We start from the raw sequence: 23,515 nt of genomic DNA, 5'->3' as shown, positions 1-23,515 counted from the left end.
GCGGCGGCGCCGGGCGGATCCGACGGTGACGCGGACGGGCGACCGGAGTAGCGTCCGGAGCGGAGCGGGCGCGACGGTGCGGCCGCGGGACGGAGGACGGCGATGATCCGGAGCGAGAGGGCCTTCAGCGGCTTCAGCGTGGACGACGTGGAGGCGGCGCGGGCCTTCTACGGCGGAGTGCTCGGGCTCGAGGTCGAGCTGAACGCGATGGGGATCCTCGACATCCGGCTGCCGGGCGGAGGCCGCGCGATCGCGTACCCGAAGCCGGACCACGAGCCGGCGTCGTTCACGATCCTGAACTTCTCGGTGGAGGACGTCGACGCGGCGGTCGCCGAGCTGCACGCGGCAGGCGTCACCACGGCGATCTACGACGACCCGTCGCTGCCGACCGATGCGGACGGAGTGATGCGCGGCCACGGGCCGACGATCTGCTGGTTCCGCGATCCGGCGGGCAACGTGCTGAGCGTGATCGAGGGCGACTGAGGTCTCCGCCCGCGCACTGTCAGCCGCGGGCAGCACGTCCGCGACCTGTGTTAACGACGAAAGCCGGCCCTTCTCAGGACCGGCTTTCGCTTTCTTGTTGCGGGGGCAGGATTTGAACCTACGACCTCTGGGTTATGAGCCCAGCGAGCTACCGAACTGCTCCACCCCGCGGCACAAGAAGAGACATTACACGCGTTCCGGCGCCGGTGCAAATCGACGCGGCGGTGGGAGCGGGCTCCGGTCTCAGGCGGGCTTGGCGGCGCGCAGCACGGCGCTCCCGTCCACGCTCAGCCCGACCGCCGTCAGGGCGGCTGCGAGCTCGGACGAGGTGCGCGACCAGGTGCGGACGTCGGCGTCGACGGGAGCGGACGACGACGGGACGACGAGCACCGCGCCGCCGGGGGCGACGAACCACTCCACCAGCCGCGCCCACTCCTCCAGGTCGGGGAGCCACGAGACGACGCCGGCGCTGCAGAGCACGACGTCGAACGAGTCGGGCTCCGGCAGCATGTGCCGCAGCTCGTAGAGGTTCGCGCAGACGAAGCGGGCGGAGCCGGCGAGGTCCCTGTCCGCGGCGCCGGCGCGTGCTCGGCGCACGGCGGGCATCGAGAAGTCGACGCCCACCACGCGGGCGCCGCGCTCGGCGAGCTCGAGCGCGTCGAGCCCGTCGCCCGAGCCGAGCTGGAGGATCCTCGGACCGGGGTCGAGGAGCGCCGCGGTGACGAGCTCCGGGTGGAGCGCACCCTCGCCGGTGCGCTCCTCCCAGTACGTGCGGTTCAGCTCGAGCCACTCACCCGAGCGGAGGTGCTCGCCGCGGTCGACCTGCACCATGCGGGCTACTGGCCGCCCTCGGCCTGCAGCGCCCGCGAGAGCGCCTCGGTCAGCTGCTCGTCCGCCGCCGCGAAGGCGGTGAGGTCGCCCGCCTTGAGGGCGTTCTCGCGAGCCGTGAGGGCGTCCCGCGCGTCGTTCAGCGCCTGCTGCAGCGCCGTCTGGTCGCCCGTGGCCGGCGTGGAGCCGGTGCCGCCGGTCGTGCCGCCCGCGTCGCCTCCGGTGTCGCCGCCCGAGGTGCCGGTGCCCGCGTCCGGAGTCGTCGGCGTGCCGGTGTCGCCCGCGTCGGCTCCCGAGTCGCCGCCGAAGAGGCTGTCGAGGGCCGCGTCGAGGGTGTCCTCGAAGGCGATGTCGTCACCGAACGCGACCAGCACCTTCTGCAGGAGCGGGAAGCTCGTGTCTCCGTTGGAGCGCACGTAGATCGGCTGGACGTAGAGCAGGCCGCCGCCGACCGGCAGCGTGAGCAGGTTGCCCCTCGTGACGGTGGTGTCGCCGCGGGAGAGGATGTTCAGCTCGTTCGCGACCGTCGGGTCGGTGGTGAACGCGTTCTGCACCTGGCCGGGGCCGGGCACCGTGTCGTCCTTCGGCAGCTCGAGCAGGCGGAGCGTGCCGTAGCCGTCGGCCACGGAGCCCGCCGTCGAGCCGGCGTCGGAGTCGGCCACGAGGTAGCCGGTCAGCACGTTGCGGCTGGCCTGCGCGCCCTGGACGCTCGCCGGGATGTACGTCGAGTAGAGCGAGTACGACGGCACGTCCTGATCCGGCGTCTGCAGCGTCAGGTAGTACGGAGGCTGCAGGCTGGTGCCGGTCGCGGCGGCCGTGGTCGCGGCTCCGCTCGTCGGGTCGTTCGGCGTCGCCCAGGCGTCCTCGCGGGAGTAGAAGGAGCCCGCGTCGGTGACGTGGTAGGTGCCGAGGACCGCGCGCTGGACCTTGAAGAGGTCCTCCGGGTACCGGACGTGGCTGAGCAGCTCGCCCGACATGTCGCTCACGGGCTTCACCGTGGTCGGGAAGATCTTCTGCCAGGTCTGCAGGATCGGGTCCTCGGTGTCCCACGCGTAGAGCGTGACGCTGCCGTCGTACGCGTCGACGGTCGCCTTCACCGAGTTGCGGATGTAGTTGACGTCGTCGGTCGGGAACTGCTGCTGCGTGTTCGTGTCGGCGATCGCCTGCGAGAGGCTCTGCACCTCCGAGTACGGGTAGTCGGCCGAGGTGGTGTACCCGTCGACGACCCACTTCACGCGGCCGTCGACGACGGTCGGGTAGGCGTCGGAGTCGAGCTTGAGGTACGGCGCGACCTTCTGGACGCGCTGCACGGGATCGCGGTCGTAGAGGATCTGCGAGTCGTCGTTCACACCGTCCGAGAGGAAGATCTGCTCGGACTGGAACTTGATCGCGTAGACGAGCTTCTTGAAGACGTTGTCGAGAGCGGGGCCGCCCTCGCCGTCGAAGGTCGTGTAGGTCTGCTGCGCGCCGTCGGTGCCCGAGGGGTAGTCGAGCTCGATGTCGCGCGAGTCGTTGCCGCCCACGATCGAGTACGGCGGGGAGTTCTCGCCGAAGTAGATCCGCGGCTCGTAGTCGCCGAGGTCGCCCGTCGTCGGGACGCCGGACTCGATGAACACCGGCTCGCCGTCGGCCGACCGCTGGTTGCCGTACGCGGCGACCAGGCCGTAGCCGTGGGTGTAGACCAGCGTCTGGTTGTACCAGGTCTGGTTGGTGCCGAGGCCGTTGAGGTTCAGCTCGCGGACGCCGACCACGGCGTCCTGCGTCGATCCGTCGATGGAGTAGCGGTCGACGTCGAGCGCGTTCTGCGTGTCGCCGAACTTGTAGTACTGGCGGAACTGCTGCAGCTGCGAGAACGCGTCGGTGACGACGGCGGGGTCGAGGATGCGGATGTTCGCGGTGGTCTCGGCGTCCGAGCGCAGGGCGCCCGGCTCCGCGTCGGTGGTCGCGTCGTAGGGGATGACGTCGACGTCGCTGACGCCGTAGGCCTGGCGCGTCATGTCGATGTTGTTCTGGATGAAGGGCTGCTCGAGCGTGCGCTCGTTGGGCTCGACCTGGAACTTCTGCACGATCCACGGGTAGAGGGAGCCGACGAGCAGGCTCGACACGATCAGCAGCGCGGTGCCGATGACCGGGAAGCGCCAGCGGCCGATGAAGGCGGTGACGACGAAGAGGATCGCGACCAGCGCCGCGATGCCGGCCAGGATCTGCAGGCCCGGGATCGTCGCGTTGACGGTGGAGTAGGTGGCGCCGGTGATGCGGGGCCCCTGCTGCGCGAGCGTCGCGTACTGGTCGAGCCAGAGGCTGACCGCCTGCACGGCGAGGTAGAGGGCGGCGATGACCGCCAGCTGGATGCGCGAGGCCTTCGAGATGCGGATCTCGCGGCCGTTCACCCGGATCGCTCCGTAGAGGTAGCCGGTGGCGAGGGTCGCGAACGCCGAGATCAGCAGGACCGCCGACGCGAAGCCGACGATGCTCTGGTAGAAGGGCAGCTCGAAGAGGTAGAACGACGTGTCGAGGCCGAACTGCGGATCCGTGGTGCCCGAGGGCGTGCGGTTCCAGAAGGTGAGGCTCGTCTGCCAGCGGGTGGCGGAGGAGACGCCGGCGAAGAGGCCGAGCACCGCGGGGATCCCGAAGGTGGCCAGGCGCCGCAGCGGCTCCACGACCTGCTGGTAGCGGTCGATCTGCGAGTTGAGCTTCGCGTAGACCGGCCGGAGGCGGTAAGCCAGCATCAGGCTGATGAACACCGGCACCGCCATGGCGACGAAGCCGATGACGAAGAGACCGCCCGCCGCCGCCCACTGCGTCGTGAGCACGGAGAGGAAGCCGAGCTGGTCGTACCAGAGGATGTCGGTGTACAGACCGGCGAAGACGAAGAACGCCACCACCAGGACGGCCACCACCACGACAGTGACGGCGAGGACGCTCCGTCTCTTCCGCGGCGGGGTTTCGGTTGCTGTGGAACTCACGTGAGGGCCTCTTGCTGTCGAGATGTGAGGGGAGGCCACCCATGCTATGCGACGGCTGTCCGGCTCACCTGGGCGTCGACCCGGGGTCGGCGGGCGGGATCAGTCGAGGGGAGCGGCGGTGCTGCAGTCCGGCAGCCCGGAGGTGTCGCCCGCGGCGATGCCCTTCAGTGCGGCGAGGGCGTCGTCGAGGGTCGAGACCGCGAGCACGTCGAGCCCGTCGGGGACGTGGCCGACGACCTCGTTGCAGTTGGTCGCGGGGGCGAGGAAGTACTCGGCTCCGGCGCCCTCCGCCCCGTAGAGCTTCTGGCGGATCCCGCCGATGGCGCCGACCTCGCCGGCCGCGTCGATCGTGCCGGTCCCGGCGACGCTCCGCCCGCCGTTGAGCTCGCCCTCGGTGAGCTTGTCGATGATCCCGAGGGCGAACATCATGCCCGCGCTCGGCCCGCCCACGTCGTCCAGCTGGATGTCGACCTCGAACGGGAAGTCGAAGGCCGCTCCGGGGAGGACGCCGATGACGGCGGCGCCGTTCGAGTCGCGCGGCGTGACCTCCACCTCCTGCCGGGCGCCCTCGCGCTCGATGCTGACCTGCACCGGGGAGCCGGTGCCCACGGTCTGCAGGGTCGCGCGCAGGGCGGTCGCGTCGGCGACGGGGGTGCCCGCGACCGCGAGGATCTCGTCCCCCGCCTCCAGGACGCCCTCGGCCGGGGAGCCCTCGGGCACCTGCACGACCGAGACGCGCTGCTCGACGGGGTAGCCGAGCTCGGTGAGCGCGGCGGCGATCGCCTCCTGCTGGGAGTCGGTCATCTCGGCCTGGTTGGCCTCGTCGCGCTCCTCGACCGTGGAGGAGGGAGGGAAGATCGCGTCGACCGGGACGACCGCCTTGGTCCTGTCGAACCAGGCGCTCGCGACCTCGACCCAGGTGGGCAGGCTCTGCGGGTTGCCGACGACCGACACGGTGAGCATGTCGAGCGTGCCGGCCGTGGGGTAGGTGGTGCGGTCCGGGATCGAGATGAGGGGCACGTCCTTGCTGCTGCCCAGGGTGTCGAACACGGGGCCGGGCTGCTCGATCACGTAGGGGGCGGGCGCGACGCCCAGACCGACCACGACGGCGACACCCGAGAGGAGGACGACCGGTCCGACCCACGGGCGGCGCGGGGAGGAGGAGGGGCGCGGGTCGTCGGAGAACAGCGACACGGGGGCCTTTCTGGCAACGGATGGAGCGGCTCCGCCGGGATGTTCGCGGCGGGCGGAAGCGGGCTGGGCCCGAGCGGTGCTCTGCACGCCGAGGCCCCGGGCGCTCGGGCTAACGTAGCTTGCACGACTGGGAGTCGCGCCGGAACCGGCGCCCTGTGCAGGGCCTTGGAGGCGGTGCGGCGACCGGATTCACGTGAGCGACGGAGGGCTGATCCCGATGGCCGATGGCGACAGTGCGGACCGAGCGGGCGGCGGCTCCGAGGACGAGTTCCGGGAGATGCTGCGGCAGTTCCTCTCGGGGAACGGCCCGGTCGACCCCTCGCAGCTCGCCGGAGCGGCGGGACTGCCGAACGACCCGGTGGCCCTGCAGAACCTGCTCTCGCAGCTGCAGAGCGCGATGCAGCAGAACGGCGACGGCGGCGTCAACTGGACGCTCTCGCTCGAGCAGGCGAAGCAGCTCGCGCGCGCCGAGTCCGCGCCGGTGTCCGACTCCGTGCGGGCTCCGATCGACGCGGCCTTCGGCGTCGCCGCGCTCTGGCTCGACGAGGTCGCGTACGTCTCCGAGCTGAGCCGCACGCCGCGCTCGATCAGCCGCCTCGAGTGGATCTCCCTGACGATGCCGGTCTGGACCCAGCTCGCCGAGCCGGTGGCGCTGAGCATCTCGGACGCGCTGACCCGCGTGCTCCGCGAGCAGGCCCCGGAGGAGATGCAGGCGATGATCGCCGGTGCCGAGGGCATGATGCGCGGGATCGGCGGCACCCTGTTCGCCCTGCAGCTGGGCCAGGTCGTCGGGCAGCTCGCCGCCGAGGTCGTCTCGGGCGGCGACATCGGCATCCCGCTGCTGGAGGAGAACGACGCGGCGATCCTGCCGCAGAACGTCGCCGCGTTCGGTGAGGGCCTCGACATCCCGCTCGACCAGGTGCAGCTCTACCTGGCGGTCCGCGAGCTCGCGCACGCCCGCCTCTTCCGGCACGGCAAGTGGCTCCGTCTCGCCCTCATCTCGCAGATCACCGACTTCGCGCGCGGGATCAGCATCGACACCACCCGCCTCGAGGAGCTGGCCGAGGGCTTCGACCCGTCGAACCCCGAGGAGCTCCGCGACGCGATGACCTCCGGCGCGCTCATCCCGCCGAAGACGGAGGAGCAGCTCGCCGCGCACGGCCGCCTCGAGACCGTCCTCGCCCTCATCGAGGGGTGGGTCGACGTCGTCACCGCGGCGGCGACCACCCGCCTGCCCAGCGCCGGGGCGATCGCCGAGACGGTCCGCCGCCGCCGCGCCTCTGGCGGGCCGGCCGAATCCGCCTTCGCCACCCTCGTCGGCCTGGAGCTGCGCCCGCGCCGCCTCCGCGAGGCCGCCGCGATGTGGCAGGCCGTGACCGACGCCGTCGGGCCCGAGGCCCGCGACTCCCTCTGGTCGCACCCCGACCTGCTCCCCGGCTCGGAGGACCTGGACGACCCGAGCGCGCTCGTCGCCCGGCTCACGGCCGAGGCCCGCGGCGAGACCCCGGAGCCCGACGAGATGGACCGCGCGCTGGAGGACCTGCTGAACGGCACGATGCCGCGCGAGGGCGACGGCGCCTCCGGAGACGCCCCGGACACGACCGACGACGACGGCCCGCCGGACGACGACGACCGCGGCTCCTCCCCCACGGGCGACCGCCCCGTCTGACCCCCGTCCGGCGCCCGCCTGTGGACAACTCGCGCGGCGCCGGGCCGGTCTCGGCCATGATCGCCGGATGGTGCTCCGGCTCGATCCCCGACTCCCCCTGCTCTGGCGCTCAGCGACCGCGGTGCAGCTCGGCCTCGACCGGCCGCACGCGGTGCTGGACGGCGTCGGCTACCCGGAGGAGCTGCTGCTCGACGCCCTCCGCGTGGGCACCAGCGCCGGCACCGTCCGCCTGATCGCGGCGCGCGCCGGAGCGAGCGAGGCGCGGGTCGACGAGGTGCTCGAGGCGCTCCGGCCGGTCCTGCTGCGCAGCGTCGAGCCAGGCCCTCCCCCGGCACCGCGGGTCGTCGTCGAGGGGACGGGCGCGGCACCGGACGCACTGCGCACGCTGCTCCGGAGCGAGGGCTGCTCACTGCTCGCCGACGACGGGACGCCGGACCTCGCCGTGCTGATCGCCGACTTCGCGGTCGCCCCCGCCCGCGCCGCGCACTGGCTCGCGGCCGACGTGCCGCACCTGGCGGTGGTGTTCGGCGACGAATCGGTGCGCCTCGGGCCCCTGGTGGAGCCGGGGTCCGGACCGTGCCTGCACTGCGCCGAGCGGGACCGGATGGACCTCGACCCGGATCGCGCGCGCCTCGTGATCCAGGTGCTCGGCCGCACGGCCCCCACCCGCACGCCGCTCGCGAGCGCGGCGATCGCCGTGGCGGCCGCCGACGCCGTGCTGCGGCGGCTGCTCGCGGGCTGGCGAGGGCTCCGCGGGGCCGAGCGGATCTACAGCGACGCCTCCGGAGCGTTCACCGTGCGGGAGCGGGAGCCGCACCCCGAGTGCGCGTGCCGAGCTCTTCGAGGAAGCGCGACGGCTCCCTCCGCGTGACGCGGCCGACCGTCGAGCGCGCCCATGACAGGCGCAGGCGCCGGCGGGCCCGGGTGATGCCGACGTAGAGGAGGCGCCGCTCCTCGTCGATCGCCTCGAGGCCGGCGGCGTACGAGATCGGCAGCAGGCCCTCGGCGAGCCCCATCAGGTGCACCGACTCCCACTCGAGGCCCTTCGCCGAGTGCAGCGTGGCGAGGGTGACCGCGCCGCGGTCCGGCTCGTGGTGCACCTGCTGGCGTGCGATCAGGTCGTCCGTGAACTGCCGGAAGGTCCATCCGGCAGGGGCCTCGTCGACGAGGCGGGCCAGCGTGTCCAGCGACTCCCACCGGTCGCGCACCGCACCGGGCGCCGACGGGGGCTCGGCGCTCCAGCCGAGCGAGCGGAGGACGTCGCTCACCGACTTGAACAGCGGCTCGCCGCTGATCGACACGGACGCCGCGCGCAGCTGCATCACGGCCTGCTTCACCTCGGGGAGGTCGAAGAAGCGCTTGCCGCCGCGCATGTGCGCGCTCACTCCCCGCTCGTGCAGGGCGTGCTCGATGACCGCCGACTGGCTGTTCGTGCGGAAGAGGACCGCGATGTCGGAGAGGCGCACCCCCGCCTCGATGTCGGCCGCGACCCGCGCCGCGATCCCGCGCGCCTCCGCGATGTCGTCCGGGTAGGCGTCGATCGCGGGCTCCGGCGCCTCGGCGGCGGCGACGGCGTGGAGCGAGAGGGCGCCGGGCCTGCCCCGCATGAGGCGGTTCGCGGTCTGCACGATCGGCGCGGCCGAGCGGTAGTTCTCCTCCAGACGCACCACGGTGGCGGCCGGCCAGCGGGACGGGAAGTCGAGGAGGTAGTCGGCCCGCGCACCCGCGAAGGAGTAGATGGTCTGGCTGGCGTCGCCGACGACGCAGAGGTCGCTCCGGTCGCCGAGCCAGAGCTCCAGGAGCCGCTGCTGCAGCGGCGAGACGTCCTGGTACTCGTCGACGACGAAGAAGCGGTACTGCTCGCGCACCTGCATCGCCATCGCGGGCTCGGACTCGAGCATCCCGGCGGTCACGAGCAGGACGTCCTCGAAGTCGATCTGGCGGCGCTGGTCCTTCAGCCCCTCGTACTCGTCCACGAGCGCGACCGTCTGCTCCAGGGTGAGCCGTCCGGGCAGGGGGCGCGTGCGGGCGGCGACGGCGTACTGCTCGAGCGAGAGGGCGGACACCTTCCGCCACTCGATCTCGGCCGAGAGGTCGCGGAGCGTCGCCGTGTCGAGCTTCAGGCGGAGCCGCTCGGCCGCGTGCCCGAGCAGGCGGGCCTTGCCGTCGAGCAGCTGCGGCATCGTCCCCCCCACCAGCTGCGGCCAGAAGTAGCCGAGCTGCGAGAGAGCCGCTGCGTGGAACGTGCGGGCCTGGACGCCCCCGGCGCCGAGCACCCGCAGGCGCGAGCGCAGCTCGGCCGCGGCGCGGCTGGTGAAGGTCAGTGCCATGACGCGACCGGGCGTGTAGACGCCGGTCGCCACTCCGTGCGCGATGCGGTGCGTGATCGTCCGGGTCTTGCCGGTGCCCGCTCCCGCGAGGACGCAGACCGGCCCTAGCAGCGCCTCCGCCGCCTCGCGCTGCCCCTCGTCGAGTCCGTCGAGCAGGGTCACGCGATCGGGCCGTTCTCCAGCTCGCCTCCGTACCAGTCCTCGATCATCGCGCGGGCGATGGACGAGCGGCCGGGCAGCAGCACGGACTCGAGCGAGTCGTGCAGCTGCTGCCGGGTGAACCAGCGCAGCTCGACGATCTCCTCGCCGTCCGGGAGCAGATCCTCCGGGGACTGGTCCTCGGCGAGGCGGGCGGTGAAGCCGACCATGAGGGAGGCGGGGAAGGGCCAGGGCTGCGAGCCGAGGTACTGCGGGTCGACGACGCGCATGCCCGACTCCTCGCCGATCTCGCGGATCACGGCGGCCTCGAGCGACTCGCCCGGCTCGACGAAGCCGGCGAGCAGGGAGAAGCGGCCGGTGCCCCACATCGCGTTCGAGCCGAGGAGGAGGCGGTCGTCCGCGTCGAGGACGCAGACGATGATCGCCGGATCCGTGCGCGGGAAGACCTGGCTGCCGTCGGTGGGCGAGCGGCGGACCCAGCCGCCCTGCTCGACGACGGTCGGGTCGCCGTTGCGGGGCGAGTAGCCGTGCGAGGCGTGCCAGTTCGCGATGGCGAGAGCCTCGGTGAACAGGCCCGCGTCGCGGTCGCTCAGGCGCTCGGCGATCGGGCGCAGGCCGTTCCACCGCTCCTCGTCGGGCTCGAGCTCGGCGGCGGCCGCGTCGGTGAGGACGGTCGCGATGACGGGGGTTCCGACCGGCTCGCCGGGGGCCTCGGCGAGCGTGCGGCCGAGGTAGATCCGGAGGGTTCCGGCGGTCACGTCCTCGGGGCGGCGCAGGAGGAGGCGGTCGGCCTCGACCAGAGTCCGGTCGTGGTGCAGGACGAGCACGCGGGTGGCGGGATCGGCGAGCAGCTCGTCGAAGAGCGCGGGCCGCGAGCGTCCGACGCCGTCGCGGTCGGCCGCCTGTCGCGAGAGCGGGAGGCGATCGGCGAAGGGCAGTGACATCCGGGGCTCATTTCGTGACGGGGGCCGCGAGGACCGCTGTCGCGGGCCTTCGACGGCATCGGCGGGACAGCGCGTGGCGGCGGGCCGGCCGGGCACGAGCCGCCTACCCTGGAAACCATGGCCAGATCCCATCTCACTCTAGCCGCGCTGGCCACCTCGGCCGTCGAGGGCCTCGACGTCCGCTCCGCGCGCCCCTTCACCTCCTCGACGCACGGCGACTTCGACTCCGCCCTGCTGACGACGCGCGAGGGCGCCCGCCTCGTCGTGCGCGTTCCCACGTCCGCGCTCGCGGAGCAGGAGCAGCTCGGCGACCTCTTCGCGCTCCGAGCGCTGACCGCCGGCATCCGCAGCCGCCTGCCCTTCGATCTGCAGGAGAGCGTCGGGCAGACGCCGTTCGACGGCACCCGCGCGGTCGTCTACGAGTACCTCGAGGGAGATCGCGTCCTCATCGACGACGTGGCCGCGCAGAGCGGGCTCGCGGACTCGATCGGCCGGGCCGTCGGGGCGATCCACTCGCTCCCGGTGTCGTTCGTCCAGGAGGCGGGCCTGCCGATCGCGACCGCGCGCGACAGCGTGAACGAGACGGTCGCGGTGATCGAGCGCGCGGCCGACACCGGCCACGTCCCGGCGGCGCTCGTCGCGCGCTGGGAGTCGGCCTCCTCCGACGAGGCGCTCTGGCAGTTCGACCCGACCGTGGTGAACGGCTCGATGACCGCCGACTCCTTCCTCCGCTCGGGCGACGTCGTCGCGGCCGTGCTCGGCTGGGCGGCGCTGCGGGTCGGCGATCCGGCGCGCGACCTGCACTGGCTGCTGAGCGCCCCGGGCTCCGAGACGGCGCTCTCCGCCTACTCCCGGATGCGCGCGGGAGCAGTGGACCGCACGATCCGCCAGCGCGCCCAGCTCTACGCCGAGCTCGAACTCGCCCGCTGGCTGCTGCACGGCACCGAGACCGACGACTCCGCCATCGTGGACGACGCGGTCGCCATGCTCGACACGCTGGTGGACAGCGTGCTCGGCGACCTCTCCGCGCCCCTCTCGACCGACACCGGCCCGGTGCTGGAGGTCTCGGAGGTCGAGGAGCTGCTCAACCGCACGCCGGGAGCCCGCACGGGCTCCTCCGCTCACGGCCGCGGGCTCGCTCCCGTCGCCGAGGAGAGCGACTCCGCGAGCTCGCGCTCGGAGTAGAACCGCTCGGGCCGCAGCACGAGGTCGTCGGCGACGAAGTAGAACACGGCGTCGACGCTCTCGAGCGGCACCCCCCGCCAGCGCGAGTAGGCGAGCCGGTACAGCGCGAGCTGGAACTGCTTGAGCTCGAGGTCGGCGGCGTCCTTCGGCGCCCGCCCGGTCTTCCAGTCGACGATCTGCACGCCGTCCTCCGTCGGGTACACCGCGTCGAGCTTGCAGACGACGACGTGGCCGGCGAGCTGGAGGTGGATCTCGATCTCGACCGCCTCCGGGCGCCGGTCGGCCCACTCCGAGCGCTCGAACGTGGCGATCAGGGCGTCGAGCCGCTCCTGCTCGACGCTCGCGGGGCCGGCGTCGTCGAGCTCGTCGGGGAAGGTGTCGACCGCCTCCGCCCCGCCCTGGACGCCGAAGCGGTTCTCGACCCAGGAGTGGAAGGTCGTGCCGAGCCGGGTCTGCCGGTAGGGGCGCTCCGGCATCGGCCGACGCAGCTGCGCGGCGACCTCGTCCGGAGTGCTGACGATGTCCTTGAACCGGGAGGCGGGGATGCGGGTGGGCAGCGGCGTGCGCTCGCCCCCGGCCAGCCGCACCGCCCGCTCGGCGAGCAGCAGGCGGATGTCGTCGCCGTGCGCTCCGAGCAGAGCGGGCTCGGCGCTGCGGACCCGGGCGGCGGCGGCGCGGACCCGGTCGCCGCGGGAGCCGAGCGGATCGTGGGGCCAGCGGAACGTGCGCGGGGCCCGCTCGAGCGGGTTCTCCTCGTTCGCGGGCTCGGTCGGCAGCGGCGGGATCGTGCCGGCCTCCTCGAGGTCGCGGAGGAAGACGCCCGGTCCGCGCGGCTTGGCCTGGCCGGCCCACCACGAGCCGCTGAGCAGGAGGTGGTGACGCGCCCGCGTGACGGCCACGTAGGCGAGACGCCGCTCCTCCGCCTCGTTGCGCTCGCGGAGGGTGTCGCCGAACGCTCCGATCGCGTCGACGACCTCCTTCTGCGTGCTGCAGCCGCGCCAGGCGAGATCGGGGAGCTCGGCGGCGTCGCCGCGGAACGCGTAGGGCATCGCACCCAGTCTGACCCACCCGCGGAAGCCCTCGACCGGCGTGCCGGGGAGCTCGCCGTCGACCATCCGCGGGACGGCGACGAGGTCCCACTCCAGACCCTTGGAGCCGTGGATCGTCAGCAGCTGCACCGTCCCCGGCTCCGGGTCCTCCGGTCGCGGGGCCAGGCCGTCGCGCTTGTCCGCGAGGACGAGCCATCGGAGGAATCCGCGGAGGGAGGAGCCGGTGCCGGCGCCGCGGTCGTCCGTCTGCAGGTACCCGGCCACCGCCTCGCGGAAGGCCTCGAGGTTGGCGCGGCCGTCCCCGCGCGACTCGTTCGCCTCGACCTCGATGTCCAGGCCCAGCTCCTGCTCGACCAGGGTGACGAAGTCGAGGAGGTCGAGCCCGGCCCGGGCGCGCAGCCGGGCGAACAGGGTGCCCGCCTCGTGCAGGCGCCGCAGGCCCTCGGCGCTGAACCCGCCGAGCGCGGAGTGGTCGATGCGCCCGTCGTCGCCGGGGCGGCGCGCCGCGATGAAGTCGAGGGCCTCGACGATCGAGCCGCCCTCTCCCTCGGTGACGGAGGCGCGCATCCGCTCGCGCACCTCCTCCGGAAACAGCCTGTGCGCGTGGTCGCGCGCCGCGAGCCACGAGGCGAGGTCGCGCAGCGCCTTGAGATCGCGGACGCCCAGACGCCAGCGGGCGCCGGCCAGGAGGCGGACGAGCTCGCTGCCGGCGGCCGGGTCCTCGACCACGGTGAGCGCGGCGACGAGGTCGGCGATCTCGGGCTGCCGCAACAGGCCCCCGATGCCGAGGATGTGGTACCGGACGCCGTGCTTCGCCAGCGCGGCGGCGAAGCGGTCCATGTGCGCGCGCACCCGGAAGAGCACCGCGGCCGACGGCGGCTCGGCGCTCTGGCGCAGGCGCCCGGCGAACCAGGCGGCGACGTCGTCCGCCTCCTCCTCGATCGTCTCGGGGAAGGTGAGCTCGACCGGGTGCTCGGAGGCCTGAGGACCCGCGCTCAGCGTGTCGACCGCGACCGCGCTCCCCGCCGACAGCGGCTCCACGATCGCGTTCGCGGCGGTCAGCACGCGGCGGCCGTTGCGCCAGCTCGTGCTGAGGGAGAAGCGGCCCGCTCCCCCGAAATCGGTGCCGAAGCGGCCGAGCCCCTCGGCGCTCGCACCGCGCCAGCCGTAGATCGACTGGTGCGGGTCGCCCACGGCCATCACTCCCTGCCCGGCGAAGAGCCGCGAGAGGAGGCGGGTCTGCAGCACGGAGGTGTCCTGGTACTCGTCGAGGAGCACCACCCGGTACCTCGCGCGGTGCTCGTCCACGATCCGCGGCACCCGGTCGACGATCCGCAGCGCGAGGGCCACCTGGTCCGAGAACTCGACGAAGCCGCGCTCGGCCTTCGCCTCCTGGAACCGCTCGGCGAGCGCCGTCAGCACCGGCAGCGCGCCCACGGCCTGCAGCGCCTTCTCGAGCTCGCGGTAGAGCCCCGAGCCGCTGCCTCCGCGCGGCAGCTCGCCCAGGCGGAGGAAGTCCTCGGCGAACGCGGCGACCGCGGCCGGATCGGCGAGGTTGTCGGCGAGGTCGTGCGCGAGCGAGACGACGAGGTCGGTCAGCCGGTCGATGCCTGCCTCCACCTCGAGGATGCGCGGATCGGCCGTGTCGGCCACGACTCCCCGCGCGAGATGCCAGGCGGAGGCCTCGGAGAGCACGGTCGCATCCCCCTCGCGGCCGACCAGGGCTGCGTTGTCGCGGAAGATCGTGTTCGCGAAGGCGTTGTAGGTCGAGACGGTGGCGGCCTCGAACGGGTCGGGCGCCGACTGCCCGGGCGCGAGCGGGAGCAGGCCCGCCGCGCCGAGCTGGTCGATCCTCCGCCCGATGCGCTCGCCGAGCTCGGCCGCCGCCTTGCGGGTGAAGGTGAGGCCGAGCACCTCCGACGGCGCCGCGTGGCCGTTCGCGAGGAGCCAGAGGACGCGGTTCGCCATCGTCTCGGTCTTGCCGCTGCCGGCACCGGCGACCACCAGGGCAGGCTCGAGCGGCGCCTCGATGACGGCGCGCTGCTCGGCGGTGGGCGGGCGCAGGTCGAGGCGCTCGGCGATGGCCAGGGCGTCGATCACGGCAGCTCCTCCTCGAGGACGGCGGAGGGGTCGGGGTCGGCGGGGCCGGAAGGATCGGCCGGCGCATCGGGACCCGGCTCCTCGGAGTCCTCCGGGTCCTCTGTCTCGTCGACCTCGTCGATCGCCAGGAGTCCGTCCCCCGGGACCTCGGGCACCGCGTGGATGCGGTACCGCAGGGCGTCGCCGGGGGAGAACGGGGTCGCGTCGAGCAGGCCCGAGAAGCCCGCCGCGGCCATGCCCAGGGCCGCGGCGCGGACGCGGTCGCGCAGCCGCTCCAGCTCCTCCTCGCCGAAGCGCTCCTGGACCACCTCGCGGTACGGCTTCCCGCGCACTCCCGTCGCCACGAAGAGCAGCTTCGCGCCTCCCCCGTCGGCCGGGTCGGCCGCCTCGATCGCCCCTTCGGCGACGGCGAGCTGATAGCTGCCCAGCTGCGCGTGCTCGGCGATGTCGTCCTTGCGGGGGGTGCTGCGGCCCGTCTTGAGATCGACGATCGTGACGGAGCCGTCGGGCGCGCGCTCGACGCGGTCGATCGAGCCCCGCACCCGGGCGGGCGGGACGTCGAGCTCGAACTGCTGCTCGCGGCCGAGCACCACGCCTCCCCCGCGCTCGAAGTCGGCGAGGTAGCCCGCGAGGCCGTCGATCAGCCGCCGTGTGACGCGCTTCTGCCGCTCCCCCAGCCAGGGCGACTCGAAGACCAGCTCGGGCCACCGCGACTCGAGAGCCGCCCACAGCTCCTGCGGATCGGGCCGCTCGGCGTTCTCGAGGACCCAGTGCACGAGGGTGCCGACCCCCATCGCCGTGCTCGTCGTGGAGCCGGAGACGGCGTCGACGAACCAGTCCAGAGGGGACCGCTCGAAGGCCTCGAGGCGGCTCGGCGAGACGGAGACGGGACGCTCGGGGTCGCCGACGTCGAAGAGCGGCTCCGTGGTCGAGGGCTCGAGCACCCCGGACCAGGAGGAGGGGTCGGCGCCGGGGACCTCCGCGAGCGCCAGGGCGCTGAGCCCTCGGATGGCGGCGGGAGCCTCGGTCGAGTCCGGTGTGGTGGCGGTCCGGCGCAGCGCCGCCACCGCCCCGCGCAGCGTGAGCGGCACCGCGGAGGCCGGATCGAGCCGCGGCGCGTCCGGCGGGGTGAGCCGGAAGAAGAGGGAGGGCGTCTCGTCCTCGCCCGCGACGGCGCTGAGCACCAGCTGCCGCCGGGCGCGCGAGGCGGCCAGGGCGAACATCCGGAGCTCGTCGTCGAGAGTGGCCTTGCGGGCGTCGAGCGGCAGTCCGCCCTCGCCGCGGGCGTGCCGCAGCAGGCCGTCCGGATCGAGCAGCGAGCCGCGCTGGCGGAGGTTGGGCCAGACGCCGTCCTGCAGCCGCGCCACCACCACGACGTCGAACTCCAGGCCGACGACCGAGGAGGGCGTGCCGATGAGGACCGCGTCCTCGACGGAGCGCGGAGCGAGAGTGTCCTCGGGGACCTCCGCCTCGAGGATCTCGGTGACGAAGCCGATCGCGGAGTGCCCGGTCGCCCGCTCCACGAACCGGCGCGCGGCGCTGAAGAGGGCGACCACGCCGTCGAGGTTGCGGTTGGCCTCGGCGGCGGTCAGGCCGGTGCCGAGGGCGAGCTCGCGCCAGGAGGACGCGACGCGGCTGGACTCCCACGCCGACCACAGGAGCTCCTCGATCGAGCCCCCCTCCTCGTGCAGGCGGCGGACCCGGTCGATCGTCACGGCCAGCCGCTCGGCCTGCCGGGCGGGAGCGGAGTCGATGGTCGCGAATCGGCCGGGCGCGGCGAGGGCCTCGACCAGCAGCGGGTCGCTCGCGCGGATGCCGCCGCCGGCCAGCTCCTCCGCCCGGAGCGCGAGCCGGAGCCTGCGCAGCCCCAGCCGGTCGACCCCGCCGAAAGGGCCGAGCAGCAGCTCCGCCGCGAGCTCCGCGTCGAGGGGCCGCTCGCCGATCGCGACGCCGACCAGCACGAGCAGCGCCCGGGCCGCGTGATCGTCGCGCAGCGCCCGTCCGGCGAGCACGGAGCGGGTCGGCACCTCCGCCACCGCGAGCGCCTTCACCAGCGGCTGGACCGCGGCTCCGGAGCGGACGACGACCGCCATCCGCCGCCACGGCACTCCGTCGCGCAGCCGCCGCTCGCGCAGCAGCCGCGCCACCGTCGCCGCCTCCCGCGCCGCCGTCGGGGCGTGCAGCACCAGGACGGGCGCCGGGCCCGCCTCGGGGGCCGGAGCCGCGACCGCCGCCCGCTGCCGGCCGGCCGCCGCGGTGCCGATCCGCTCGGTAGCCGCGGACACGACCGCCCGCAGCGCGGCCGAGTGGCGGTGCACGCGCGCGAGCACCAGCGTCTCGACGTCGGACGCGCCGATGCTCGCGGCGAACCGGCCGAGGGTGTCGGAGGCCGCGCCGCGGTAGGCGCTGGTCGCCACGTCCGGATCGCCCAGCGCGATCACGGTCACCCCGCGCTCCGTCAGCGCCCGCAGCAGCACGAGCGTCGACTCGCTCGCCTCCTGGAGGTCGTCGACGACGACCAGACGCAGCGCGTCGATCCGCTCGCCGCCCTCGCCCGCGCGGATCGCCTCGGCCGCATAGGCCGCGAACTCCGCAGCGTCCAGGCGGGTCCCCGCCTGGGGCGCCATCCACTCGACCACCTCGCGCAGCTCGTCGAGCACGTCGGCCGCCGCGCTCCACTCCCCTCGCTCCGCGTCGATCCCGAGGGCGCGGATCGCGTCCGAGTCGAGCCCGTGCTCGGTCGCCCGCATCCCGAACTCGCGGAGCTCGGTCCGGAAGGTCCGCAGCCGCAGCACCTCGGGGCTGAACTCCTCCGGCCACCGCGGGCCGGTCCCCTCCTCGAGGTGGCCCTCGACGAGCTCCGACAGGAGTGCGTCCTGCTCGCCGCCGGTCAGGAGGGTCGGCCGCTCGAGGCCTCGCTCCTTGGCGGAGGAGGTGACCGCCTCGAACGCGAGCGAGGTCGCGGTCCGGGCGAGCGGGCCCCGGGTCGGCACTCCCAGCCGCAGGGCGAGCACGTCGCGCAGGGCGGTGGCGGCGGTGCGGCTGGCCGCGAGCACCACGACCGACTCGGGCGGGTACCCCCGCTCGAGGACGCGCTCGGCGACCAGCTCGACGACCGTCGTGGTCTTGCCCGTCCCCGGCGCCCCGAGCACGGCGGCGCTGCGGCCCTCGGGCAGCGCGAGCACCGCGCGCTGGGAGTCGTCCAGCACGACCGCGGGCTCGCCCGGGAGCGCCTCGCCGACGGAGGCTGCGGTGGAGGGAGCGGGGGTCGCGGGAGCGGTCACACGACCACGGTAGCCACCGGGTCCGACACTCCCGCCCGTCCCCGCCGGGAGCCCCGGCCGCCCGCTCCGCTCACCGCGAAACCGGCGCGGTCGTCCGAGCGCGGTCCCGTATCCTGACACCCTCGTCCCCTCCCGAAAGGCACTGCTGGTGGAAATCCGTATTGGAATGGTCAACACCCCGCGCGAGCTCAACTTCGAGTCGTCGATGTCCGTGACCGAGGTCGAGAAGACGGTGACCACCGCTCTCGAGGCCGGCACCGCCGTCCTCCGCCTCCGCGACGAGAAGGGCAAGATCTACATCGTCCCGACCGCCACCATCGCCTTCGTCGAGGTCGGCTCCGAGGAGTCGCGCCGCGTCGGCTTCGTCGCCTAGAGCGTCCCGGGCGGACACGTCGTGGAGCTCCTCTTCATCACCCTGTTCGGGGTCCTGATCGGTCTCGCCGCGCGCTACGGGCTGCCGCACCGGCACCTGCACGGCTCCGTGCTGGTCCCGGCGATCGGCGGCCTCGTCGCCGCAGTCGTCTGGGTCGCACTGACCTGGGCGGGCCTGCCGTGGGACGGCGGCCTGATCTGGGTCCTGTCCCTCGTCGCGACCGCCGTGGTCGTCGTCCCGGTCGGCCTCTCGCTCGGGCGCAGCCGCGCCCGCCGCGACGAGGCCTCCCTGCAGGCGATGCTCTCGGGACGCGTCGCCCCCTGATCCGAGCCGGAGGCGCGGGAGTCCTCGGACTTCCGCGCCTCCGTCGTTCCGGATTCCGGGGCAGTGCGACGCCGGGAACCGTCAGGCCGTGAGCCCCAGCGCGTCCATCCGGCGCGTGTGCGAGGCGATGAGCTCGGTGAACACCGGCTCGATCCGCGACTCGTCGGAGTCGTGGTTGCCCGACCCCATCAGCGCGGAGCGCGCCACGAGAAGGGTGTCGCCCACCAGGCGGCGGCCCCAGACGGCCAGGCGCGAGCCCAGGCGCTCGTCCGCGGCGATCTCGCGGCGGAGGATCGCGATCACGCCGTCGACGCCCGTGTCCGCGCCGAGCGTCTGCGCGATGCGCGGCCCCACGTCGGTGGGCAGCCCGCCGGTGAGGCGGATGAAGAAGTCGTCGAGCAGGCCCGCCGTGATGTACGCCGAGAGCAGCGTCTCGTGGAGGTCCGCACCGCGGGTGAGCCGCTCGAAGGTGTCGATCGCGGGGCGGAACGGAGTCATGGCCTCGCCGGGCTCCACGTCGCGGCGGCGCAGCTCGGCGACGACCGCGTGGTGCTTCGCGAGCGCCGTGCCGGCGGCGGAGGAGATGGCCTCCTTGTCCGCGAGGTCGTCGGTCTCGGCGACGGCGCGCGCCAGCACCTCGAACACCGCGAGCTGGAGGTAGGCAACCTGGCCGAGGTAGGGCAGCACCTCGGGGGTGAGGTCGGCGAGGTCGACGCGGTCGCGCTTCTGGCTCGACTCCCCGCGGGGCGTCAGGCGGGGCACCTCGAGCAGGGGACGTCGACGTCGGAACCAGGCAGCCATTTCCTCAGCATAGGGCGCCGGAGGAGCGGGGTTCCGGGGCCGGCGGGGCCGGGAGCAGTAGACTCGCCGGGATGTCACCGGCGTTGGATCGGTGACCCTGCGCCCGGAGTCGTACAGGGGCGTAGACCGTTCGACACGACAGGCGCTTCACTCCGTGACTTTCTCCGATCTGAACATCGACGACGACATCGTCGCCGCACTCGCCGCCAAGGGCATCCTCGAGCCGTTCCCCATCCAGGAGCAGACGATCCCCCTGGCCCTGCAGAAGCAGGACATCATCGGCCAGGCCAAGACCGGCACCGGCAAGACCTTCGGCTTCGGCCTCCCCCTCATCCAGGCCCTCGGCACCGACCCGGAGCCGGGCGTCAAGGCGCTCATCGTCGTCCCGACCCGCGAGCTCGCCGTGCAGGTCACCGAGGACATCGAGCTGGCCGCCTCCAACCGGCCGACCAAGATCGTCTCGATCTACGGCGGCAAGGCCTACGAGGGCCAGATCGAGCAGCTGAAGGCCGGCGCGCAGATCGTCGTCGGCACCCCCGGCCGCCTCCTGGACCTCGCCGGGCAGCGCCTGCTCTCGCTCGCCAACGTGCAGGTGATGGTCCTCGACGAGGCCGACAAGATGCTCGACCTGGGCTTCCTCTCGGACATCGAGAAGCTGTTCGCGCAGACGCCGCCCACCCGCCACACCATGCTCTTCTCGGCGACGATGCCGGGCGCGATCGTCGCGCTCGCGCGCCGCTTCATGAACAAGCCCATCCACATCCGCGCGACCGACCCCGACGAGGGCATCACGCAGGCGAACATCAAGCACATCGTCTACCGGGCGCACTCGCTCGACAAGGACGAGGTCATCGCGCGCATCCTGCAGTCCGAGGGCCGCGGCAAGACCGTCATCTTCACCCGCACGAAGCGCGCCGCGGCCCGCATCGTCGAGGAGCTCAACGACCGCGGCTTCAACGCGGCGGCCGTGCACGGAGACCTCAACCAGGAGCAGCGCGAGCGCGCGATGGCGGCGTTCAAGGCCGGCAAGAAGGACATCCTGATCGCCACCGACGTCGCCGCGCGCGGCATCGACGTGAACGACGTCACCCACGTGATCAACCACACGATCCCGGACGACGACCAGACCTACCTGCACCGCGTCGGCCGCACCGGGCGCGCGGGCAAGACCGGCATCGCGGTGACCTTCGTCGACTGGGAGGACCTGCACAAGTGGGCCCTCATCAACCGGGCGCTGGAGTTCGGCCAGCCCGACCCGGTCGAGACCTACTCGTCGTCGCCGCACCTCTACACCGACCTCGACATCCCCGCGGGGACCAAGGGACGGCTGAAGCCGACCCCGATCCCCGCCGAGGCGAAGGCCGACGCGCGCCCGGACCGGGGCGAGCGCTCCGACCGCGGCGAGCGCTCCGAGCGGGGCGACCGGCCGCCGCGTCGCCGCACCCGCTCGGACTCCGCCGACTCGACCGCTCCGCAGCAGACCGGCCCCGCTCCCTCGAGCGAGAGCAAGGAGCACCACGACGGCAACAGCGAGCCGCGCCGCCGCACCCGGTCGCGCCGCCGCTCGCCGCGCCCCGACGCGCAGGCCTGAGCCTCCGCGCCCCGAGCCCGTCCCCCCGCGATCCGTCGCGGGAGGGCGGGCTCTCGGCGTCTCAGCGGCTCTCCCGCGACTCAGCGGCTCTCCGCCTCTCAGCGGTCACGGTGATCCGGCGGCTCTCCGCCTGTCAGCGGCTCTCCGCGACTCAGCGGGCGGAGGAGCGGATCGCGTCGACGGTCGCGCGCGCGGTCGTGTTCTCGCCCAGGCGGTTGGGCTTGCCCGTGCCGTGGTAGTCGCTCGAGCCCGTGGTGACGAGCGAGTACTGCTCGGCGAGCTCGCGCAGGCGGCGCTTGCCGTCGGCCGTGTTCTCGCGGTGCTCGACCTCGAGGCCGAACAGGCCGGCGTCGACGAGCTGCGGGAGGATCGACTCGACCGCGATCCCGCGGGCGCTCGCGGCCGGGTGCGCGATGACCGGGACCCCGCCCGCCGCGCGGACCAGGCGCACGGCGTCGACCGGGTCGGGCGCGTAGTGCGGGCGGTAGTAGCCGCCGCGCCAGTCGAGGATCCCCGCGAAGGCCGCGGAGCGGTCGGTGGCCAGGCCGCGGGCGACGAGCGCGTCGGCGATGTGCGGACGCCCGATGGTCGTGCCCGGGCTGGTCTGGGCGAGGACGTCGTCCCAGGTGAGGTCGTAGTCGGCCGCGATCGCGGTGACGATCGCCTCCGCGCGGTGCGTGCGGGCCGAGCGGATGCGCGCGGTCTCGGCCACGAGCCCCGGATCCGCCGGATCGACGAGGTACGCGAGGACGTGGACGCTGGCCCAGCCGACGCGGGAGGAGAGCTCCATGCCGGGCAGCAGGTCGATGCCCGCCTCCTCGGCCGCGGCGAGCGCTTCGGCCCAGCCGCCGGTCGTGTCGTGGTCGGTGAGCGCCACTCCGGCGAGCCCGGCCGCGGCCGCGGCCCGCACCAGGACGGCCGGAGTCTCGGTGCCGTCGGAGACGACGGAGTGGGTGTGGAGGTCGTAACGGCCCCCGTCGACATGCATGCGCTCATCGTAGACGCGCCGCCTGCGAGCCCTCCGATGCCCTAGTAGCCTGGGCGGCGATGGGGACGAGACTGGTGAAGACCGCGGTGGCGGTGAGCGTGGCGATCGCTCTGCTGGTGGTCGCGGCGCCCGGCTTCTTCGGGATCGCCCGGGAGGCCCCCTTCGCCCAGCTGGTGCCGTTCCGGCTCGCGACGGGCGCGGCGGCCGTCGGGCTCGCCGCTGTCCTGGTCGTGATCGCGGTCCTCGTCGCTCCGGTCAGGCGCCTCGCGCTGGCCCTCGCGGCGCTCGGCGTCGTCTTCGCGCTCGTGCTCGCGGGAGTGCAGGGAGCGCGGGGCTACGACTCCGCCGCTCCGCGCGCCCACCGCCTCGCCGACGTGCGCCTCGCGACCTGGAACGTGCTGCACGACGGCGTGCCCGTCGACACGATCGCCTCGCTCGCCCGGGAGAGCGCGGTCGACGGCATCGCCCTCCTCGAGGTCTCGCAGACGCACGCGCAGGACGTCGTGAACGCGCTCAGCGCCCAGGGGATGTCGATGACCCTCCACTACGCCGGGTCGGGCGCCGAGGACGGGGCGGCCCTGCTGCTCTCCCCCTCGCTCGGCGGCTACAGCGTCGACACCGCCGCGGTCGTCACCGGATCGACACCGTCCCTCGTCGCACGCCCCGACACTCCCGAGCGCCCCGTCCTCGCCGCGGTGCACACCATGGCGCCGATCCCCTCGCGCCTCGCGGAGTGGCGGAGCGATCTGCTCTCGGTCTCCGCGCTCTGCTCCGCGGAGGAGGACGTCGTGGTCCTCGGCGATCTGAACTCCACGGTCGACCACTGGACCGGGCTGCCGGGCTCGGCCGCGCTGGGCGGCTGCCGCGACGCGGGGACCGTCGCGGGCGGCGCCGCCCTGGGCACCTGGCCGTCCTCGGTCCCGCCCGCGCTCGGCGCCCCGATCGACCACGTCCTCTTCTCGGGACGCTGGGAGGTCTCGGGCTACCAGGTCGTCGACGACCGCGACGACGCCGGGAGCGACCACCGGCCGCTGGTCGTCCAGCTCTCGGTCCGCGGGATGGTGAAGGACGCGTCCTGACGCTCCTCCCCGGACGCCGACTCCCCGTCCTCCTCCCCCGCTCGGCCCGTGGCGGCCCCCGCGGCCGTGCGGAGGAGGACAATGGGAGCCATGACGAACACGGAGGAGCGGACCGCCGCTCAGACGCCCGACCCCGCCGCCGCCCCGCGCCCCCGCGCCACCGCGAAC

Annotated in this window: 17 protein-coding genes and 1 tRNA gene; 8 read left to right on the top strand and 10 right to left on the bottom strand. The window is 73.7% G+C overall.

What is annotated here, in order from left to right; all coding sequences use genetic code 11:
• Positions 1–102: 102 nt before the first annotated feature.
• Positions 103–483, top strand: coding sequence for a VOC family protein (locus tag C5C46_RS12760; RefSeq protein WP_104226951.1), 381 nt, complete (start codon positions 103–105; stop codon positions 481–483).
• 97 nt (positions 484–580) lie between these two features.
• On the opposite strand, the gene C5C46_RS12755 is transcribed toward C5C46_RS12760, so the two are convergent.
• The 4 genes from C5C46_RS12755 to C5C46_RS12740 all read right to left on the bottom strand — a co-directional run bounded on the left by C5C46_RS12755 (position 581) and on the right by C5C46_RS12740 (position 5,471).
• Positions 581–654: transfer RNA gene (locus tag C5C46_RS12755), tRNA-Met, on the bottom strand.
• A gap of 72 nt (positions 655–726) precedes the next feature.
• Positions 727–1,314: a class I SAM-dependent methyltransferase gene (locus tag C5C46_RS12750; RefSeq protein WP_104226950.1), complete on the bottom strand. Its 588-nt coding sequence runs from the start codon at positions 1,312–1,314 to the stop codon at positions 727–729.
• Positions 1,315–1,319: 5 nt separating this feature from the next.
• Entirely contained in the window at positions 1,320–4,277 is a 2,958-nt protein-coding gene (locus C5C46_RS12745; RefSeq protein WP_181027225.1) for a UPF0182 family protein, read from the bottom strand.
• 99 nt (positions 4,278–4,376) lie between these two features.
• Positions 4,377–5,471, bottom strand: coding sequence for a PDZ domain-containing protein (locus C5C46_RS12740; protein ID WP_104226949.1), 1,095 nt, complete (start codon positions 5,469–5,471; stop codon positions 4,377–4,379).
• Between the two features lie 217 nt (positions 5,472–5,688).
• Here C5C46_RS12740 and C5C46_RS12735 point away from each other — a divergent pair, with 217 nt between their 5' ends.
• Entirely contained in the window at positions 5,689–7,140 is a 1,452-nt protein-coding gene (locus tag C5C46_RS12735; RefSeq protein ID WP_104226978.1) for a zinc-dependent metalloprotease, read from the top strand.
• Between the two features lie 67 nt (positions 7,141–7,207).
• Positions 7,208–8,011 carry a hypothetical protein gene (locus C5C46_RS12730; RefSeq protein WP_104226948.1) on the top strand — a complete coding sequence of 268 codons (804 nt, stop codon included), beginning with the start codon at positions 7,208–7,210 and terminating at the stop codon, positions 8,009–8,011.
• Here C5C46_RS12730 and C5C46_RS12725 read toward each other — a convergent pair.
• Together C5C46_RS12725 and nudC are read right to left on the bottom strand one after the other, a co-directional pair.
• Complete coding sequence (locus C5C46_RS12725) at positions 7,932–9,632, bottom strand: ATP-dependent helicase (RefSeq protein WP_104226947.1); 1,701 nt, start codon at positions 9,630–9,632, stop codon at positions 7,932–7,934. The genes C5C46_RS12730 and C5C46_RS12725 overlap by 80 nt on opposite strands.
• Positions 9,629–10,573 carry an NAD(+) diphosphatase gene (nudC, locus tag C5C46_RS12720; protein WP_104226946.1) on the bottom strand — a complete coding sequence of 315 codons (945 nt, stop codon included), beginning with the start codon at positions 10,571–10,573 and terminating at the stop codon, positions 9,629–9,631. Before nudC ends, C5C46_RS12725 begins: the two co-directional genes overlap by 4 nt.
• Positions 10,574–10,690: 117 nt before the next feature.
• Here nudC and C5C46_RS12715 point away from each other — a divergent pair, with 117 nt between their 5' ends.
• Entirely contained in the window at positions 10,691–11,758 is a 1,068-nt protein-coding gene (locus C5C46_RS12715; protein WP_104226945.1) for a phosphotransferase, read from the top strand.
• Here C5C46_RS12715 and C5C46_RS12710 read toward each other — a convergent pair.
• Positions 11,695–14,907, bottom strand: a complete 3,213-nt coding sequence (locus C5C46_RS12710; protein WP_104226944.1) for an ATP-dependent DNA helicase — start codon at positions 14,905–14,907, stop codon at positions 11,695–11,697. The genes C5C46_RS12715 and C5C46_RS12710 overlap by 64 nt on opposite strands.
• Positions 14,904–18,191 carry an ATP-dependent DNA helicase gene (locus C5C46_RS12705; protein WP_104226943.1) on the bottom strand — a complete coding sequence of 1,096 codons (3,288 nt, stop codon included), beginning with the start codon at positions 18,189–18,191 and terminating at the stop codon, positions 14,904–14,906. The genes C5C46_RS12710 and C5C46_RS12705 overlap by 4 nt, the downstream gene beginning before the upstream one ends.
• A gap of 148 nt (positions 18,192–18,339) precedes the next feature.
• On the opposite strand from C5C46_RS12705, the gene C5C46_RS12700 reads away from it, so the two are divergent.
• Positions 18,340–18,564 carry a DUF3107 domain-containing protein gene (locus tag C5C46_RS12700; protein WP_104224841.1) on the top strand — a complete coding sequence of 75 codons (225 nt, stop codon included), beginning with the start codon at positions 18,340–18,342 and terminating at the stop codon, positions 18,562–18,564.
• A 21-nt stretch (positions 18,565–18,585) separates the two neighbouring features.
• Positions 18,586–18,888: a hypothetical protein gene (locus C5C46_RS12695; RefSeq protein WP_104226942.1), complete on the top strand. Its 303-nt coding sequence runs from the start codon at positions 18,586–18,588 to the stop codon at positions 18,886–18,888.
• An 81-nt stretch (positions 18,889–18,969) separates the two neighbouring features.
• On the opposite strand, the gene C5C46_RS12690 is transcribed toward C5C46_RS12695, so the two are convergent.
• Complete coding sequence (locus tag C5C46_RS12690) at positions 18,970–19,689, bottom strand: ferritin-like fold-containing protein (RefSeq protein ID WP_104224843.1); 720 nt, start codon at positions 19,687–19,689, stop codon at positions 18,970–18,972.
• A gap of 154 nt (positions 19,690–19,843) precedes the next feature.
• Here C5C46_RS12690 and C5C46_RS12685 point away from each other — a divergent pair, with 154 nt between their 5' ends.
• Complete coding sequence (locus tag C5C46_RS12685) at positions 19,844–21,280, top strand: DEAD/DEAH box helicase (RefSeq protein ID WP_104224844.1); 1,437 nt, start codon at positions 19,844–19,846, stop codon at positions 21,278–21,280.
• 151 nt (positions 21,281–21,431) lie between these two features.
• On the opposite strand, the gene C5C46_RS12680 is transcribed toward C5C46_RS12685, so the two are convergent.
• Positions 21,432–22,268 (bottom strand): PHP domain-containing protein, encoded by an 837-nt coding sequence (locus tag C5C46_RS12680; RefSeq protein ID WP_104226941.1) that lies wholly within the window; start codon positions 22,266–22,268, stop codon positions 21,432–21,434.
• 59 nt (positions 22,269–22,327) lie between these two features.
• On the opposite strand from C5C46_RS12680, the gene C5C46_RS12675 reads away from it, so the two are divergent.
• A complete protein-coding gene (locus C5C46_RS12675; RefSeq protein WP_146078988.1) occupies positions 22,328–23,347 on the top strand; it encodes an endonuclease/exonuclease/phosphatase family protein in 1,020 nt (339 codons plus the stop codon).
• Positions 23,348–23,515 lie beyond the last annotated feature (168 nt).

Source organism: Rathayibacter sp. AY1E6, assembly GCF_002931115.1.
Classification (GTDB): Bacteria; Actinomycetota; Actinomycetes; order Actinomycetales; family Microbacteriaceae; genus Rathayibacter.
The sequence above is the reverse complement of the archived record's forward strand: the minus strand, read 5'-3'. Positions and strand labels throughout refer to the sequence as shown.